The sequence below is a fragment of the Paenibacillus gallinarum genome (assembly GCF_014836635.1).
GTDB lineage: Bacteria > Bacillota > Bacilli > Paenibacillales > Paenibacillaceae > Paenibacillus > Paenibacillus gallinarum.
Map to the genome: position 1 here is coordinate 617,996 of NZ_JACSQL010000001.1, position 16,638 is coordinate 634,633.

Consider the following 16,638-nt stretch of genomic DNA (forward strand, 5'->3'; position numbering starts at 1 on the left):
GAAGGCTAATGGATAATCATGCGATGCGGCTGGTGACACAGTGGATCAAAAACTATCCGATGTTGATTCATTGTACACGGGTTTCCGATCGTTGGCACTACGAACAAGGTTGCTTGTTGAAAGGAATCCATGATGTTTACAGGTATACGGGAGAGAACTATCTATTGGAATATATCCGGACGAATATGGACCGTTATGTAGAGAACGATGGGAATATCCGTACTTACCGGGAGCAGGATTACAATCTGGATCAAATCAATAATGGGAAGATGTTGCTTCAGCTCTATCGGTACACAGGAGAAGAAAAATATGCGCTGGCTGCAAAAAAGCTGATCGCACAAATGAACAATCAGCCGCGTACAAAATCTGGTGGATTCTGGCATAAAAAAATCTATCCCCACCAAATGTGGCTTGATGGTCATTACATGGCGATGCCCTTTCTAGCTGAGTACGGAACCATGTTTGGAGAGGGACGTTATATTGATGAAGCAGTACGGCAATTACTTCTTATGGAGAACAAAGCACGTGATTCACAGACCGGTCTTTTGTATCATGGATGGGATGAGAGTCGAGGTCAGAGGTGGTCAAACGCTGTTACTGGGCAATCCCCGCAGGTTTGGGGGAGGGGGATGGGCTGGTTTGCTATGGCTCTTGTGGATACATTGCCTTTTCTTGAGGGACATAAAGGGCGAGAAGAGGTAGCGGCTATGCTTCAACGTTGTTCCGAGGCAGTTCTTAACGTACAAGATACTCAGACTGGGTTATGGTATCAAGTCATGGATCAAGGCACTCGGCAAGGGAATTTCCTAGAGGCTTCAGCTTCTTCTATGTTCACCTATACTTTAAAGAAAGGAAATGCACTTGGAATACTAGGTCCGGAGATGGATGAGGCTGCTAAGCGTGCTTATCAGGGGATTATAACTAAGTTCTTGTACAAGGACCGTGAGGGTATGCTGTCTGTTAAACAGAACTGTAAAGTGGCAGGTCTTGGAGGTCAGCCTTACCGTGATGGATCGTATACCTATTATGTTTCAGAGCCTATTGTAGAAGATGATCTTAAATCGCTGGGGTCTTGCATCATGGCTCTTAGTGCGGTTGAATATCTGTAGGTCGTGCATCGTGTGAAGAATCATGTTATTTGTGAAAATAAAAGACAGGATCATGGAGTTTACCTTAGGTAAAATTCCTTTGATCCTGTCTTCTTTTGTATTAAAGGTAAAAGGAAACTTGTACTTCCTTTAATGATTTAGTACCTGTTCTTTTTTCTTGTGAAAAGCAATGGTTACAGAAGTAAGCAATAGGATCACTCCCGTAAATAAAAATCCACCGATAATACTGAGAGACAGCCATCCTAATACAGAAGATCCGGCAACTACACCTAAAGAAAAGAAGGCATAAAAGTATCCGTAAGCTTTGCCTCGCAGTTCCGCCGTGGTCGCTCTAATGAGCATCGTATTGATGGATGGGAACAAGAGCGCAAAGCCGATTCCATATAAACCGAGTACGATGTAAAGAGCGAGTGTCGTTGTTGATTGGCTAATCAGCAGCTGACTAACTCCAAGCAGGCCCATTCCAATCGCCATCGTTATCGAAGGAGCAACACGATCGAAAATACGATTCGTAGGAAGTACAAACATTAGAACAGCAATGATCCCGAATGTACTCAATAACGTGCCGCTTAATCTTGAATCATATCCAAGCGACTGCACATGCAGGGGGAGTAAATAAGCAATTACGCCTTGGGAGAACATTAAGAAAAATGCCCCGCAATATGCTTTTATAACCCCTATATTAAAGAACGATCCAGCTGATGTGTGGACGGTGACCTCTTTCTCTTTCTTAGAAACTTTATAACTACGAAGAAAGATAGCAGATAGTACGGTTAGGATAAACCCTAGTACGGCTATGCAAGTGAAAACGAAAGGTACCGAGGTTTTGTTTGCCATAATTCCGCTGAAAGCAGGTCCGATAATGGCGGCTAGCCCTACAAAGGTACCTGTGAATGCAACTTTTTTTCCTTGCTCATTATTGATCGTTGTATTTGCTGAGAAGGTGAACGCAGCAGGAACAATTAGACCAGCTACAAAACCATGAAAAATACGTACAATGATCAAAAATGTAGGTGATTCGACGAAATAATATAGCAGCAACGTACTGCTTGTTAATAGCAAACCGGCCATAAGTAACTTGAAAGGTCCGATCTTATCGGTCAGAATACCAGATAAAACATTGCCCACCGTATTGGTTAATGAATACAGTCCTACCACAAAGCCTACAATAAATGTGCTTGCCCCAACGGAAGCTGCAAATGTACTCATAACGGGCAGTTGTGCAAATAAATCGATAAAAGAAAAGAAGACAATACTATATACAATCAGGGCAGGATTAAAAGGCTTCATCTCATATTTGGTTAGAGCTTTTTTCAGCTTAAAATCCAATACAAAATTACCGAACGGGATAAAAGCGGCAATAAAGGCTACAGCTGACCACCAAATGCTCCAATCGACCCGAATAGCAGCATAAAGGATCGCAAGAGCATATAAGCAGAAGATTGCACCGTGAATACTACCCATGATCGAGACCGCTGCATCGATGCCGCCGATATACTTCATTGGCATAGCGATACATAACAAAAATAAAAATGAAAAACCATCTAATAGGCCTGTAATACGTAAAAAATTAATTGGATGTGTACGCAATTCTTTTACTCCTAATGCAAATTTTGAACATATAAATTCATTCTAACATTCTAATGGACGATAAAAAATGGGATGACAGAGTAAATTATAACGTTATTGTGAAAACTATCGATTTTATATCAAACTTCAAAGGTTGACATCAAAAATTTATTTCTCTATACTGTCAATAATCTTATATATGATATACGTTGAAAGAGCCCAGTAGCAGCTTAGTCCCTGTTCTAGAAAGCCGGGGGTTGATGGAACCCGGTACACACTAAGATCGCGAATTACACTCTGGAGTATCTCGGGTAATGCCGAGCGGAAGTGGCGAACGATACCTCGCGCAAAAAGCGGCATAAATGGCACACATAGTGTGTGGTGTTCATTTATGCAATCTGGGTGGTACCACGGTTGTTCAATCGTCCCTATGTCTACAATAGACATAGGGACGATTTTTTTTATTTGCCGTGCTGATCTATCTCTCGTTATAAGAAAACTTATGAACTTGAAGGAGTGTTATGACTGTGAATATTATTGATGAACTGGAATGGCGTGACGCCATTAATCAACAAACGGATGCGGAAGGTCTTAAAGAATTAACAAATCAAAAATCAATATCGCTCTACTGCGGTGTAGATCCAACGGGCGATAGTATGCATATTGGTCACTTGATTCCTTTCATGGTCCTCAAACGATTCCAGCTAGCTGGACATCGTCCGGTTATCCTGATCGGTGGGGCTACGGGAACCATTGGTGATCCAAGTGGGCGTCAATCAGAACGTTCACTCCAAACACTTGAAGAAGTACAAGCAAACGTGGATGCACTCACTAACCAAATGAAAAAACTGTTCATTACGGAAGGCGATAACCAAATTCGCATGGTTAACAACTATGATTGGACCCATAAGATCAATGTCATCGAATTCTTGCGTGACTATGGTAAAAACTTTAGCCTCAATTCCATGCTTGCTAAGGATGTTGTAGCAAGCAGACTCGAAAGTGGTATTTCCTTTACTGAATTCTCTTACCAAATCCTGCAGTCTCTTGACTTCTTGCATCTGTACCAGAATGAAGATGTTCAGCTACAGATCGGTGGTTCTGACCAATGGGGTAACATTACAAGCGGTCTAGATTTGATTCGGAAAAAAGAAGGAGCAGAAGCAAAAGCGTTCGGTCTTACGATTCCGCTGATGCTGAAAGCTGATGGTACGAAATTCGGTAAATCAGCGGGGGGTTCGATCTGGCTCGATCCGAAGAAAACAACTCCATTTGAGTTCTACCAATTCTGGGCTAACACAGATGATCGTGATGTAGTGAAATACTTGAAATACTTTACATTCCTCTCCAAAGAGGAAATTGATGAGCTGGCTGAAAAAGTACAGACAGAACCGCATAAACGGGAAGCTCAGAAGAAGCTTGCTGAAGAAATGACGAGATTTGTACACGGCGAGGAAATGCTTGAGCAAGCGCTTCGTATTACAGCTGCACTCTTTAGCGGAGATATTAAATCCCTTACGGCAGATGAGATTGAGCAAGGGTTTAAAGAAATGCCGACTTTTGAAGCAACGAATGAGCCAAAAAATATCGTAGACTGGCTTGTTGATCTCGGTATCGAGCCATCTAAGCGTCAAGCGCGTGAAGATATTACTAAAGGTGCAATTTCGATGAATGGTGAGCGAGTTACTGATGTGAACTTTGAAGTGACAGCAAGCGAAGCCATTGGTGGTCGGTTTATCATTATCCGTAAAGGTAAGAAAAACTACAGCTTGGTGAAAATGTCTTAGTAGACAATTAGACCTGCAGCGAATAGGAACTGGGTAAGGTTTTTGCTAATTATCTAAGCAATCGAAAACCACGGTACACTTTTACGTGTACCGTGGTTTTTTACTACCATTTAAATCTATTCTTCCGGGGTCAGCATCAATGATCTTAATAAAAACGACAATTATTTATGATTTATATAGCATATCTGAATTTTATATGTTATAATAGACATATTGAAGGTTATCCAAGTAAAACGATATGGGTTCTTAGCTCAGTTGGTAGAGCAGTTGACTCTTAATCAATTGGTCGAGGGTTCGAGTCCCTCAGAACCCATCCTATCTAAAGATGGCGAGTATTCGCCGTCTCAGACTGTAGATATACTAGTTTAAATTACTAGTTTATCTGCAGTCTTTTTTGTTTTTATGTATTTAGGGTAAAGGAAGATAGAGAACGTATTTATTTACTTTACAATAAATAAGGATAGGTGGTGTTTTGTCATGACAGTCATAAATGAAAATCAATTTATGGAACTTTCATTCCTTGAAAAGCATATTCTAGATACCGTTGATTTTTATGCTGAGCATGCAGAAGACGAAATCAACGGAGGTTATTTTAACACTTATTTGGATGATGGAACCGTGTCTGATTCCGAGATCAGACCGCTCGTAGGAACAGCTCGTTTGATTTACATTTATAGTTCTGCAGCCATTTTAACGGGTTCAGATAAATACCGTGATTTGGCGAAGCGTGGTTTAACCTACTTAGAAGAAATACATCGTGATAAAGAATATGGCGGATATTATTGGAAAGTCAAAGGGCGCAGAGTAGAGGATAACAGAAAAATGGCATATGGACATGCTTTTGCTCTTTTAGCTGCTGCTTCTGCTTATAAGGCAGATATTGCCGAAGCAAAACCAATGATAGAGCATATATACGAGATACTTGACCAGCACTTCTGGCGTGAGGAAGACGGATTGTATGTGGATGAAATAACGGCGGATTGGTCGCTAACGTCTCCTTATCGCGGACAGAATGCAAACATGCATCTGTGTGAAGCGATGATGGCAGCTTTTGAAGCTACAGGGGACGGTAAATATGATGAACGAGCCAGAAAAATTGCACATTCGGTCATGTTCAAATTACTTCCTCAGTCCGGTACAGAAATGTTATGGGAGCACTACGATGAGAACTGGAAGATTGATTGGGATTATGAAAAAGGGAATACAAAAAATGAATTTCGTCCCTATGGATTTGTGGTTGGACACTCGATTGAGTGGAGTAAACTGTTGCAACTGCTAGATCGGCATCAGCCCGAAGAGTGGCTGTTTCCAAGGGCGGAAGCTCTTTTCCGACATGCGACAAATAAGGGAGTGGATCGAAAATATGGAGGAATTGTATTCGCGATCTCTCCGGATAACAAGTCCGTTATCGATAATGATAAACTGTATTGGGTACAGACAGAGGCTCTAGGAGCCGCCGCCTTATTTGCAGCGAGAACGGACTCAGAGGAATATAAAGAGTTTTATATTTCCTTATTTGACTACTGCTTTATGCATTTTGTTGATCATAAACATGGAGGATGGTATGAGCAACTTGATCGCCGGAACGCCTTATATAGTACCTTGAAGAGTCCATCTCCTAAGGCGGATTACCATCCGATTACGAATGCGATGACTGCTATGCTCGCTTTTGGAGGCGCAGCGATGAAAACAAAACTAAAAATGTGACCGTAACGTAAAGGATTCAAGTTACATCTGTTCTTCTAGTTTGTCTACGTATAATTTAGCAGATTTCAGATCCATATCTTTTACTTCTCTGAGCTTTTTGATAGCAGCAATTTTTTGACCTTGTTGGACCATGAATAGGAGCTGTTCATCAAATGCTGTTACATTTATTTTCTGAGATGGCGTGTTAAAAGAGACAGCTTGACCTTGATTCGGATCAGAAACAGGTGAGTAGGGAGAAGAATCCGCTCGACCTGTTTGATTTCTGATAAGATCAAGTTCAAGCTGAATTTCTTTGATTTGACGTTTTACTTTCATTACGATAAGCAGCAGGATACATGATAAAAAAACCGCAAGTGTGGCAATGAGTTCTGCAGGTTCCATCTTAAGAATTCTTCCTTTCTTTTATACGATGACTACTAGACAGTGAATCGTAGGAAATTCCTTTTTATGAAAGTATAACATAGCTGTTAGATGTACATCAGGGAAGAACAGTAGGCTCGACCACAGTTAGCTGATTGACCTCTGTATTCAGATTCACAACGGCTCCAATAGGAAGGGCAGTCTTGTAAATACCGTGAGCTGTCGTAACATTAGTCATTAAGGGTTTACCTAACGGTACAATAACATCTTCAATGAGTTCTTGATAAGATACACCATAGGCTTCCAGGCAACCTGTACATTCGCCCATAATGATCCCCGCGCACTCTTCCAGTTTACCAGCTAACTGAAGATGATTTAAATAGCGGTAAACTGTATTCGTAGGCTCATGCGTCTCTTCTAGTACGAGAATTTTGTTCCTGATATCAATCTCATAAGGGGTACCCAAGGTATCAACAAAAGAAGTGAGGTTTCCTCCGACAAGAGGACCTGTCACATTTCCCGGGATGCGGCTTATCATCGGGATACTTGGAGGGTTAGAGATGCGGCGAGTAGGAGTGGGAATAGAAGTGGCTGTGAAGAACTGTTCAAAGTTGTAAGCAGGGGTCTGGAGATTGAAGTCAATTAACATCAAGCTTTGAAGTGTAATCAGATCAGCATATTGATAAAGGGCGTTAAGCAGAATGGTAATATCGCTGTATCCTGATATCAGTTTCGGGTTGTTACGTATGATATCAAAATCAAGATAAGGAAGGATTCCTGCTACCCCCGTACCTCCTCGAGTGGGAAGAATTAACCTGACCTCTTCATTTTGAAACATCGCCATTAGATCTGCCGCTCGGTCTTCATCCGTACCGGCTAGAAAACCATCTTGCTCATATACATGTTCCCCCACAATAGGATTCAGCCCTGTAGATCTCAGAACCGCAATTCGCGCATCAATCGTTGCACGGTTTAGCGGACTCCCAAGTGTGACGATTCCAACGGTATCTCCTCTACGCAGAATCGGCGGTGCAATAGCCATAGATTCTTCACCCCATTTTCAGATAGTTACAAATCTAAATACTTATTGATTATGTAGATACATAGTGAAACATACCGAAATTTTAACGATAAAAACAAATCTTACTACTGGTATAATAAGGGATAGAAACTTACAGCTAAGAAAGAGGGATGGTATGGCGACACTTACCCAACTTAAATATGTTATTGAGGTAGCCAATCGAGGTTCGATGAACGAAGCGGCCAAACGACTTTTTATATCACAACCGAGTTTATCCAAGGCAATTCGAGATCTAGAAGAAGATATCGGCATTACTATTTTCGAACGTACCAATAAAGGAATCTCGCTTTCAATGGAAGGCGTAGAATTTATGGGATATGCAAGACAGGTTGCTGAACAAGCAGAACTTCTTGAGAGTCGGTATATGAACGCTAAACCTTCCCCGCAACATTTTGCCGTATCCACGCAGCACTACGCTTTTGCTGTGAATGCTTTTGTTAAGCTGGTTCAGCAGTACGGGCAGGAGGAATATGAACTTGCACTCAGAGAAACCAAGACACATGAAATCATCGAAGATGTGAAGACGCTACGCAGTGAAATTGGGATTCTTTACTTAAATGAATTTAACAGTAAGGTGATGAGTAAATTGCTCGATGCAGCGAACCTGCATTTTCATAGTTTGTTCACAGCGAAGCCCCACATTTTTATCAGTGCGCAGAATCCGCTGGCAAGGCAATCGAAGGTTACCATTGATGATTTAGAAGAATATCCTTATCTGTCATTTGAACAGGGTGAATATAATTCATTTCACTTCTCAGAAGAAATTTTAAGCACGTTATCACATAAAAAAAGCATTCGAGTAAATGACAGAGCTACATTATTTAATCTTTTAATTGGTCTGAACGGTTATACGATTTCAACTGGGGTTTTGAGTGCGGATCTAAATGGTCATGACATTATCCCTGTACCGCTGGATTATCATGAGACGATTAATGTGGGCTGGATCTCTCATAAAAATGCGATGCTTTCAAAGCTTGCAATCGCTTATGTAGAAGCCTTGCAAGAAGCAACGCAAAAATTTGATATAGTCTAAAGTTATAACCAGCTATAGTTTATTGGAGTTACACTATAACTGATCGATCATGGTATCTTTCTATTACAAACTTATGGAATATCAATTAGATGAGATCGTAAAGGAGATCGATGATATGAGCCAAATTACAAAAGCAGGTACAGTGAGAAGTGTAACTCCTTACCGTTATGACATGGTTGGAAGTTTCTTACGCCCAGAAGCATTAAAACAAGCCAGAGCTAAATTTCAAGCAGGAGAAATCTCTGAGGCTGAATTAACAAAAGTGGAAGATCAGGAAATTATTCGTCTCGTAGAAAAACAAAAAGAAGTAGGCTTAAAGGCTGTTACAGACGGAGAATTCCGCCGTTCTTGGTGGCATCTTGATTTTATGTGGGGACTAGATGGAGTAGAGAAAGCAAGTGATGTCAAAGGCTATCCATTCCAAGGGGAAACAACAAGAGGAGAAACAGCTCGCTTGGTTGGTAAAATTGGATTTTCTTCTTCTCATCCATTTGTTTCACATTATCAGTTCTTGAAACAAGCAGCAGGTGATGACGTGGTAGCTCGTCAAACGATTCCAGCGCCAGCTCAGTTCCTATCTGAACTTTATCGTCCAGAGAATAAAGCTTCTGTAGATGAGTTCTACAGCAGTAAAGAAGAACTCGTACAAGACATTGCTAAAGCTTATCATGATGCCATTCTTGCCTTTTATGAAGCAGGCTGCCGCAGCATCCAGCTCGATGACTGTACATGGGGAATGCTGTGTGGCAAAAATTATTTAGAAGCCAAACAGCAAGAAGGCGTTAATGTTGCGGACACGGCGAAGTTGTATGCAAGGGTCAATGAGCTAGCTGTTTCCTCTTTGCCATCTGATCTGGTCGTTACGACACATGTATGCCGTGGTAACTATCATTCCACATGGGCATCATCAGGCGGATATGAACCCATTGCTGAAACCTTGCTTGGGATTGATAACATTTCAGGTTACTATCTTGAGTTCGATACGGACCGTGCGGGAGACTTCAAACCTCTTCGTTTCTTAAAAGAAGACCAACAGGTGGTACTTGGTCTATTCTCATCTAAGATTGGCGAGCTGGAGAGTAAGGAAGAGATTATAAAACGTATTGAAGAAGCAACGGAGTATGTTGATATTAACCGGATTTGCCTTAGTCCTCAGTGCGGATTTGCTTCGACAGAAGAAGGGAATATTTTGACAGAAGAACAACAATGGAACAAACTTGCTTTTATTAAAGAAATCGCAGAGCAAATCTGGCAATAATCCACATGTAATCATCCCTCTGATGCTACTCGGAAATGAGCTTTCTTAGAAAGCCATTAGCATTTCAGAGGGATTTTTTTGATTCTCGCTTCTACTTGCCAATCTCAAAAATTACCATTATAATACAGGAATATGATAGATTATGCGGCCGTGGCGGAATTGGCAGACGCGCACGGTTCAGGTCCGTGTGGGTTCACCCCCGTGGAGGTTCGAGTCCTCTCGGCCGCATCTTACTTAAGAAAGGTTCGTCACTTTGGCTCTTGCAGCAATAGTGACGAGCCTTTTTTTATTGTCCATTTTTCTTTTCCTGCGTTCTTGTTGCTACATTCCGGTAGTCAGTCGGTGACATACCAAACTCTTTGCGAAACTGTTTGGAGAAATATAGAGCATCATTAAAACCAACAGATGAGGATACTTGGTCAATGGTCAGATTTCCTACTAGCAATTCTTGAGCTTTCTTTAGCCGGACGTTCATCAAATATTGTTTAGGCGAGTATCCCGTCTTTGCTCTGAAAGCCTTAGATAAATGCGCTCTATGGTACCCAAGTGTTGAAGCGATATGCTGAATACTGATCTGCTGAGGATATTGGAGAGAGATCCAGCGTATGGCATGCTCTACTTGGCGGTCAATCATAGTCGGGAGATCTCGCTCAGGGGACCGGATCGAGTCAGCATTAGCTAGACCAAAATGATGAAGAAGCAGTCGCATCCAGCCAGATGCCTCTAAATTTTCCATCTCCGAATAAGCAGATTGCCGAAAAGAAAGACGGATTCTTCTGAATAACTCATGAGCAGTAGGTACATCTGTGGTATGCAGAACAGGTCGCTCTTTCGTTACACCTATTTTTCTTAAATAGGAGGATACGGTAACACCTTGTATTGCCACCCAAGTATAGTGCCAAGGGTCAGAGGCGTCGGCCTGATAACGAAACAAAATACCCGGAAAGATAAAAAAAGTGTCCCCTTTTTTGCAAGGGTAGGACACTCCATTACACTCAAAGATACCTTTTCCATCAAGGACGGTATGTACGAGATAATATTCATGTACAGATGGACCAATTCCATGAGAGGGTTCAGGTCTTCCTTCACCCGAAAATAAAACAGCGGGTTCATTCAGATCAGGATTGGGGTTGATGGCTACTTCGAAATGAGTGTGCTCTTGGTACATATAAGTTCCTCCCATTCTAGTTCAATGATCTAGAATCTCTCTTCTTAATAATGCAACAAACGTCCATATATGTCTTGTGTTTCTCCATATTTATTTCTCTCTTATTGTTTTATATTGAAAGCGTATCAAAAAAACAAACGATATAAGATAAACACAGTTATACAGGGTGAAACTAGCTTTTTATCAGTAGTGAGTAATGGTTTATATCTTGACGAAAGAATATTTTTTATTGCAGTTAAGGAGGAATAGAAAATGAACAAGATTACATTTATCGGGGCAGGAAGCACCGTGTTTGCTAAAAATGTGTTGGGTGACTGTATGATGACCCCTGCTTTGCAAGGTTTTGAATTAGCGTTGTTTGATATTAATCTGGAGCGACTGACCGATTCAGAGAACATGTTGAATAATTTGAAAAAAAGCGTGGGAAGCACATGCACAATTACGGCTTACACCGATCGTAAGGAAGCGCTGAGCGGAGCTAAATATGTGATCAACGCGATTCAAGTTGGCGGATATGATCCTTGTACGATTACGGATTTTGAGATTCCGAAGAAGTATGGTCTTCGTCAAACGATTGCAGATACCGTCGGAATCGGCGGCATATTCCGTAATCTGCGTACAATTCCGGTTATGATGGACATCGCTGCTGATATGCGGGAAGTATGTCCTGATGCACTATTTTTGAATTACACGAATCCTATGGCTGTGCTCACGAATGTAATGAATACATACGGAGGAATCAAAACCGTAGGTTTATGTCATAGTGTGCAGATATGTGTACCTCATATGTTTGAACATCTTGGCATAGATCAAACGGGAGTACAGGCCAAAATCGCGGGAATTAACCATATGGCATGGCTCCTGGAAGTAACGCGGGATGGGGAGGACTTATATCCTGAGATTAAGCGAAGAGCAGCGGAGAAACAAAAGGAGTCTCACGGAGATATGGTTCGATACGAGATGATGCTGAAGTTTGGATATTACATCACGGAGTCATCTGAGCATAATGCGGAATATCACCCATACTTTATTAAAAAGAACTATCCAGAACTCATTGAAAGGTTCCAAATCCCGCTTGACGAGTACCCGCGCCGGTGTGTGGAACAAATCGCAGGCTGGGAACGTATGCGCGATGAGATTGTGAATAATACAGAACTGAGACATCAGCGTACTCATGAATATGCTTCCTACATTTTAGAAGCGATTGAAACCGGTATTCCTTATAAAATTGGCGGTAATGTAATGAATCAAGGTCTTATTACCAATCTTCCGAAAGAAGCTTGTGTAGAAGTACCGTGTCTCGTTGATCGCAGTGGAATAAGCCCCACATTCGTTGGCGATCTACCCCCGCAGTGTGCAGCGCTTAATCGGACGAATATTAATACGCAGCTGCTTACCATTGAGGCAGCGATGACAGGCAAGAAAGAACATATTTATCATGCAGCAATGCTCGACCCACATACAGCAGCAGAGCTTTCTATGGATGATATCATCCGTATGTGTGATGAATTAATAGAGGCCCATAGAGATTGGCTTCCCGAATATAAATAAGTGATCCTTAGCCAGATCGGAACATATTAAGATGATATCAAGACTGTTCAGACACATATACCGTGTTAGAGCAGTCTTTTTAGTTGACAATTTGTACGTACATATTACACACTGGAGAGTGAATTCATCTTACAGGAGGCGTTTTAGTCATGGATATGAATGAACGTATAGAAAGATGGAATGAAGAGGCGAGTCATTGTGAATGTGGATCAGCACATTATAAAGTGAATATTCAGATTTTTATGGAAAAAGGAGCACTGCAAAAGATTGCACCCTATGTGGTGAGTCAAGGTTATAAGCAGGTTAGCGTCGTTTACGATGAGAATACAGGAGAGGCTGCTGGAAGAAAAGTCGCAGGCCTTCTCGGAGATGCCGGCATTTTTGTAAGTGAAGTACTCCTTAACGCTAACAAAGCAGGAGATGTAATTGCTGACGAAGCATTTATTGTAGAGCTGCTTCTGGCCCTCTCCCATAGCAGTGAGGCGGTTTTTGCCGTAGGATCAGGAACTATTCATGATCTGGTAAGGATCGTATGCTTTAAAATGAACATTCCGTTCATTTCTGTTCCGACCGCAGCTTCCGTGGATGGATTTACTTCTGCAGGAGCGCCCCTGGTTATCCGCGGGGTGAAACAAACATTTCAGGCAACAGCACCCCGTGCTATTTTTGCCGATCTAGAAGTTCTGTCTGCGGCTCCGCAGGTACTGACGGCAGCTGGTTTTGGTGATATGCTGGGTAAATTTACTTCACTTGCAGATTGGAAAGTGTCGCGTGATCTCGGAAAAGAACCGTTTTGCCCGCTCGCTTACCAAATGACAGAGGAAGCACTGAATAGATGTGTTCTTCATGTGGATGATATTGCAGAAGGGAGCGAGAAAGGCGTCTCTATCTTACTGGATGCACTCCTTGTTTCGGGAATCTCGATGCTGATGATCGATCATTCTCGCCCAGCATCAGGGGGAGAACATCACATTTCTCATCGTCTCGAGATGAAATTTATGGAGCAGGGAAGACATGCTATTCTTCATGGAGCTAAGGTAGGAGTAGCTTCTGCGCTTCTAACCGACATTTACCGTGAATTGTATCGAACAGAGAATGTATTAGCATTCGAAGCATATCAAGATTTGCCAAAAAGAGAGCAGATGCAGGACTGGCTTAGCAAGGTAGGAGGACCTGCGACACTTGCCGACATGAACGTATCAGAATCCGAGTTTAAAGATGCCATGGATATTGCTCATACCCTTAGACCCCGCTATACGGGTTTGACGTATAGAAATGAAAAAGTGGTTCCTAATATGTAATAAGTGAAAGAAGATCATGTTATCAGCCAAACTCGAACGCTAATTTGGTGAGATATACTAGACATATTGTACGTACAAATTATTAGAAAGGATGTTCCAAGCAGAAGTGTTACCTTATCTGCCTTGAAACATCCTTATGTATTAGTCTACGAATTTTGTTTTAATATGGCATCAGCAAATAAAATGGATTTCGGAATCTTGAAAAATTGCTCTGCCTGATCTTGAAATGCCGGTGAAGGCAAAGTCCCTTGATGAAGCCATTTGCGGAAGGTTCCTGGATGCACGCCGATCCAGTGACTGACGTCTGTTACGGACAAATCATGTACCATACAGAGTCCCGTAAGAATGCGATTGCTCACAGGAGAACGGGTCACCGTCCGTTTCATAAAACGAGAGGCTTCGGGCTGGCAAATGACAGGACTTGTACGAATCACTTCTTCATTGAACAAAATGTGGCGCGGATAACCAAGCAACTGACATACCTTTTCGAGATTGGTATTTCCAGGAATACGACCTTCATATACCCATGCGCTTACACTGCGAGAAGATATAGATAAATCTTCTGCTAATTGAGACAATTTAATGTCATTAGCCATGAGGACAGCAAGCAAAATACGATTGCGGACCTGACAGCGAGTCGGTCTGCGGAAACGCTTAACGCGGACGCCTTTTCCTAGATATTTGCGGTTGATCAGAGACCAGGCCTGGATTGAGTGTTGATCTTGTTGTTTAGGCATATTTCCTCCGATTTTTTAATCAAATACTACAACAAGTAATGTTCACTTTCAAGTATACAGTTAACAGTGGATAAATAACCTTTTTATATGTGATAAGTCCTTGTTAGATGAATAATGCACTATTTTTCAAACCATATAATGTATATTATATCTATTTTATAGGATGTTTTTATACGTTTTTTTTATTTCAAACATAAAAAATAGGTCTAAAATACTAATTTTATCTTTCGTAAAAACCATATTTATTTTCTTATTCTATACTAAGTAGTTGAAAGCACTGTCAAATTTTATCTGTTTTCATAGATTAATAGGAAGGAGGAAAGAAGGGGGGCTGAAAGTGAACCCAGCACTGATTAATGTAGGTTTGGTAGGAATGTTGTTTACGTATGCATTTGGGGGCTGGTCTGAACTCTTGATTTTCTTGTGTATTGCTATGGCCGTAGACTATATAACAGGTGTAGCAGCTGCAATCAGAACAAAAGATAAACTGAACAGTGAAATCGGATTTTGGGGACTGAGTCGTAAAGGGCTCATGCTTCTTGTCATTCTGATTGCCAATCAATTAGATATGTTGATGAATACGGATATGATAAAAGGAGGAGCCATTTATTTTTATTTGGCCAATGAACTGATCTCGATCACTGAAAATTTTTCTCGTATTGGTTTTCCTATCCCTAATATCTTGAAGAAAATTATTTATGTTCTGAAATCACAGTCAGATGAAGAAGAAAAGAAAGAAAAAGAATCAAATGAAAAGATGACGAGAAAGACGAACACTGTGCAAGATGTAACCAATAAAGATATAGAAGCAGAATCGGAAGAAGACTCCAATAAGTAAATATCGAAGACTTGTTGAAGGACTATCTCTTCGTAGATGGAGCCTTTTTTTGTTTACCCTGAGAGAAACAAGGCTGATAATTTTCCAATGTTCGCGTGTTTATGATATATTTTTTGTAACGTATCTAAACAACTGATAAATAAGAAAAGTCTATAGACAAAGGAGCCGATATTTATGATTAAACACATTGTATTCTTCAAACTAAAAGATCGTTCGGAGGAAGCGATTCAGCGTACGGCTGAAATTCTTCGCAGTATGGATGGAAAAATGGAATTTGTAAGATCTCTGGAGATTGGCGTAGATGTTCTAAAAACAGAGCGTTCTTTTGACATCTCTCTAACGGCAGTAGTTGATTCCCTAGAGGATCTAGAGGCTTATCAAGTTCATCCTGTTCACCAAGAAATTATCAAACATATGAGTGAAGTCAAAGACTCTGCTGTTGCAGTGGATTACGAAGTGTAAGACCATATCTTAACAAGTAGAGAGAGGGAACTTACAAGTGGGCGATTTAAAAGATGTAATGGAAACCATGTTTATACTGATCGTCATTTTAATCGCATGTCCTGTCATGCTCATCTGGTTAAAGCGGAAAAACAAACGTAACCGACAACATACGAAACGGATGTGACTTCGATGTACTACGTAAATATAGATCAAATCAATTTGCGCCTTAACACCGTTCCTGAAATTACAGCTGCACTGAGGGAAGTTTCTTCTAATTGGGATGGAAGCCTGCTGTACGGCATGGTTCAGGAGAGAGCACTACATCTCGCTATTGAGACCGTGACAGACGTTGGAAGTTACCTTATCGATGGTTTTATTCTTCGTGATGCGAGCAGTTATGAAGATATTGTTGAAATTGTTCATGAAGCAGGAGCCTTTGACGAAGAGAGTTACCGTTTATTTATGAATCTTGTATCCCTTCGTAAACCGCTCGTTCAGGACTACTATGCCTGGGATCGGACAAGTCTTCATGAGATGACAGTACAGCTTCCTGCTGTATTGGACCGTTTTGGAGAGCAGGTTCGTGCATATCTTGAGCTTGAACTTGGACCGTTTCAGAAAGCCAGAAGCTAATAAAAAGGTATCCCAGAATTATTAATAGCTAGTAAAAGCAGCACCTTTCTTCAGGAGGAATC

The 16,638-nt window shown here is 41.2% G+C and carries 16 protein-coding genes, 2 tRNA genes and 1 other annotated feature; of the genes, 13 read left to right on the plus strand and 5 right to left on the minus strand.

Annotation, left to right across the window (positions count from 1 at the left end):
• Positions 1 to 8: 8 nt before the first annotated feature.
• A complete protein-coding gene (locus H9647_RS02985) occupies positions 9 to 1,109 on the plus strand; it encodes a glycoside hydrolase family 88/105 protein (RefSeq protein ID WP_191798020.1) in 1,101 nt (366 codons plus the stop codon).
• Between the two features lie 129 nt (positions 1,110 to 1,238).
• On the opposite strand, the gene H9647_RS02990 is transcribed toward H9647_RS02985, so the two are convergent.
• Positions 1,239 to 2,699, minus strand: a complete 1,461-nt coding sequence (locus H9647_RS02990) for an MFS transporter (RefSeq protein ID WP_191798021.1) — start codon at positions 2,697 to 2,699, stop codon at positions 1,239 to 1,241.
• 179 nt (positions 2,700 to 2,878) lie between these two features.
• Positions 2,879 to 3,111, plus strand: a binding site (T-box leader).
• 94 nt (positions 3,112 to 3,205) lie between these two features.
• On the opposite strand from H9647_RS02990, the gene tyrS reads away from it, so the two are divergent.
• The 3 genes from tyrS to H9647_RS03005 all read left to right on the plus strand — a co-directional run bounded on the left by tyrS (position 3,206) and on the right by H9647_RS03005 (position 6,172).
• Complete coding sequence (gene tyrS / locus H9647_RS02995) at positions 3,206 to 4,465, plus strand: tyrosine--tRNA ligase (protein WP_191798022.1); 1,260 nt, start codon at positions 3,206 to 3,208, stop codon at positions 4,463 to 4,465.
• Between the two features lie 240 nt (positions 4,466 to 4,705).
• Positions 4,706 to 4,778: transfer RNA gene (locus tag H9647_RS03000), tRNA-Lys, on the plus strand.
• 164 nt (positions 4,779 to 4,942) lie between these two features.
• The gene (locus tag H9647_RS03005) at positions 4,943 to 6,172 is read left to right on the plus strand and encodes an AGE family epimerase/isomerase (protein WP_191798023.1); all 1,230 of its coding nucleotides are present in this window, start codon (positions 4,943 to 4,945) and stop codon (positions 6,170 to 6,172) included.
• Positions 6,173 to 6,193: 21 nt separating this feature from the next.
• On the opposite strand, the gene H9647_RS03010 is transcribed toward H9647_RS03005, so the two are convergent.
• Both H9647_RS03010 and H9647_RS03015 read right to left on the minus strand, forming a co-directional pair.
• Complete coding sequence (locus H9647_RS03010; RefSeq protein WP_191798024.1) at positions 6,194 to 6,553, minus strand: hypothetical protein; 360 nt, start codon at positions 6,551 to 6,553, stop codon at positions 6,194 to 6,196.
• Between the two features lie 97 nt (positions 6,554 to 6,650).
• Positions 6,651 to 7,574, minus strand: a complete 924-nt coding sequence (locus H9647_RS03015) for a S66 peptidase family protein (RefSeq protein WP_191798025.1) — start codon at positions 7,572 to 7,574, stop codon at positions 6,651 to 6,653.
• Positions 7,575 to 7,728: 154 nt separating this feature from the next.
• On the opposite strand from H9647_RS03015, the gene H9647_RS03020 reads away from it, so the two are divergent.
• The 3 genes from H9647_RS03020 (at position 7,729) to H9647_RS03030 (ending at position 10,132) form a co-directional block, all read left to right on the plus strand.
• Positions 7,729 to 8,646, plus strand: coding sequence for a LysR family transcriptional regulator (locus H9647_RS03020; protein WP_191798027.1), 918 nt, complete (start codon positions 7,729 to 7,731; stop codon positions 8,644 to 8,646).
• Positions 8,647 to 8,761: 115 nt separating this feature from the next.
• Complete coding sequence (locus tag H9647_RS03025) at positions 8,762 to 9,904, plus strand: 5-methyltetrahydropteroyltriglutamate--homocysteine S-methyltransferase (protein WP_191798636.1); 1,143 nt, start codon at positions 8,762 to 8,764, stop codon at positions 9,902 to 9,904.
• 144 nt (positions 9,905 to 10,048) lie between these two features.
• Positions 10,049 to 10,132, plus strand: a tRNA-Leu gene (locus H9647_RS03030).
• Positions 10,133 to 10,190: 58 nt separating this feature from the next.
• On the opposite strand, the gene H9647_RS03035 is transcribed toward H9647_RS03030, so the two are convergent.
• Complete coding sequence (locus H9647_RS03035) at positions 10,191 to 11,072, minus strand: AraC family transcriptional regulator (RefSeq protein ID WP_191798029.1); 882 nt, start codon at positions 11,070 to 11,072, stop codon at positions 10,191 to 10,193.
• Positions 11,073 to 11,324: 252 nt separating this feature from the next.
• On the opposite strand from H9647_RS03035, the gene melA reads away from it, so the two are divergent.
• Positions 11,325 to 12,623: an alpha-glucosidase/alpha-galactosidase gene (gene melA / locus H9647_RS03040; RefSeq protein ID WP_191798031.1), complete on the plus strand. Its 1,299-nt coding sequence runs from the start codon at positions 11,325 to 11,327 to the stop codon at positions 12,621 to 12,623.
• Positions 12,624 to 12,772: 149 nt separating this feature from the next.
• Positions 12,773 to 13,924, plus strand: a complete 1,152-nt coding sequence (locus tag H9647_RS03045) for a sn-glycerol-1-phosphate dehydrogenase (protein WP_191798033.1) — start codon at positions 12,773 to 12,775, stop codon at positions 13,922 to 13,924.
• A 146-nt stretch (positions 13,925 to 14,070) separates the two neighbouring features.
• On the opposite strand, the gene H9647_RS03050 is transcribed toward H9647_RS03045, so the two are convergent.
• Positions 14,071 to 14,661: a helix-turn-helix domain-containing protein gene (locus H9647_RS03050; protein WP_191798035.1), complete on the minus strand. Its 591-nt coding sequence runs from the start codon at positions 14,659 to 14,661 to the stop codon at positions 14,071 to 14,073.
• 337 nt (positions 14,662 to 14,998) lie between these two features.
• Between H9647_RS03050 and H9647_RS03055 the strand changes: the two genes are divergently transcribed.
• The 4 genes from H9647_RS03055 (at position 14,999) to H9647_RS03065 (ending at position 16,576) form a co-directional block, all read left to right on the plus strand.
• Entirely contained in the window at positions 14,999 to 15,499 is a 501-nt protein-coding gene (locus H9647_RS03055; protein ID WP_318245250.1) for a phage holin family protein, read from the plus strand.
• A gap of 174 nt (positions 15,500 to 15,673) precedes the next feature.
• Positions 15,674 to 15,961 carry a Dabb family protein gene (locus H9647_RS03060; protein ID WP_191798037.1) on the plus strand — a complete coding sequence of 96 codons (288 nt, stop codon included), beginning with the start codon at positions 15,674 to 15,676 and terminating at the stop codon, positions 15,959 to 15,961.
• A 37-nt stretch (positions 15,962 to 15,998) separates the two neighbouring features.
• On the plus strand, positions 15,999 to 16,127 hold the full coding sequence (locus H9647_RS25940) for a hypothetical protein (protein WP_263621304.1): 129 nt from the start codon (positions 15,999 to 16,001) through the stop codon (positions 16,125 to 16,127).
• 5 nt (positions 16,128 to 16,132) lie between these two features.
• The gene (locus tag H9647_RS03065) at positions 16,133 to 16,576 is read left to right on the plus strand and encodes a DUF86 domain-containing protein (RefSeq protein WP_191798039.1); all 444 of its coding nucleotides are present in this window, start codon (positions 16,133 to 16,135) and stop codon (positions 16,574 to 16,576) included.
• Positions 16,577 to 16,638 lie beyond the last annotated feature (62 nt).

Coding starts and splice junctions, on each gene's coding strand:
- H9647_RS02985 (WP_191798020.1), top strand. CDS start 9: ATGGATAATCATGCGATGCGGCTGGTGACACAGTGGATCAAAAACTAT.
- H9647_RS03005 (WP_191798023.1), top strand. CDS start 4,943: ATGACAGTCATAAATGAAAATCAATTTATGGAACTTTCATTCCTTGAA.
- H9647_RS03010 (WP_191798024.1), bottom strand. CDS start 6,553: ATGGAACCTGCAGAACTCATTGCCACACTTGCGGTTTTTTTATCATGT.
- H9647_RS03015 (WP_191798025.1), bottom strand. CDS start 7,574: ATGGCTATTGCACCGCCGATTCTGCGTAGAGGAGATACCGTTGGAATC.
- H9647_RS03020 (WP_191798027.1), top strand. CDS start 7,729: ATGGCGACACTTACCCAACTTAAATATGTTATTGAGGTAGCCAATCGA.
- H9647_RS03025 (WP_191798636.1), top strand. CDS start 8,762: ATGAGCCAAATTACAAAAGCAGGTACAGTGAGAAGTGTAACTCCTTAC.
- H9647_RS03035 (WP_191798029.1), bottom strand. CDS start 11,072: ATGTACCAAGAGCACACTCATTTCGAAGTAGCCATCAACCCCAATCCT.
- melA (WP_191798031.1), top strand. CDS start 11,325: ATGAACAAGATTACATTTATCGGGGCAGGAAGCACCGTGTTTGCTAAA.
- H9647_RS03045 (WP_191798033.1), top strand. CDS start 12,773: ATGGATATGAATGAACGTATAGAAAGATGGAATGAAGAGGCGAGTCAT.
- H9647_RS03050 (WP_191798035.1), bottom strand. CDS start 14,661: ATGCCTAAACAACAAGATCAACACTCAATCCAGGCCTGGTCTCTGATC.
- H9647_RS03060 (WP_191798037.1), top strand. CDS start 15,674: ATGATTAAACACATTGTATTCTTCAAACTAAAAGATCGTTCGGAGGAA.
- H9647_RS03065 (WP_191798039.1), top strand. CDS start 16,133: ATGTACTACGTAAATATAGATCAAATCAATTTGCGCCTTAACACCGTT.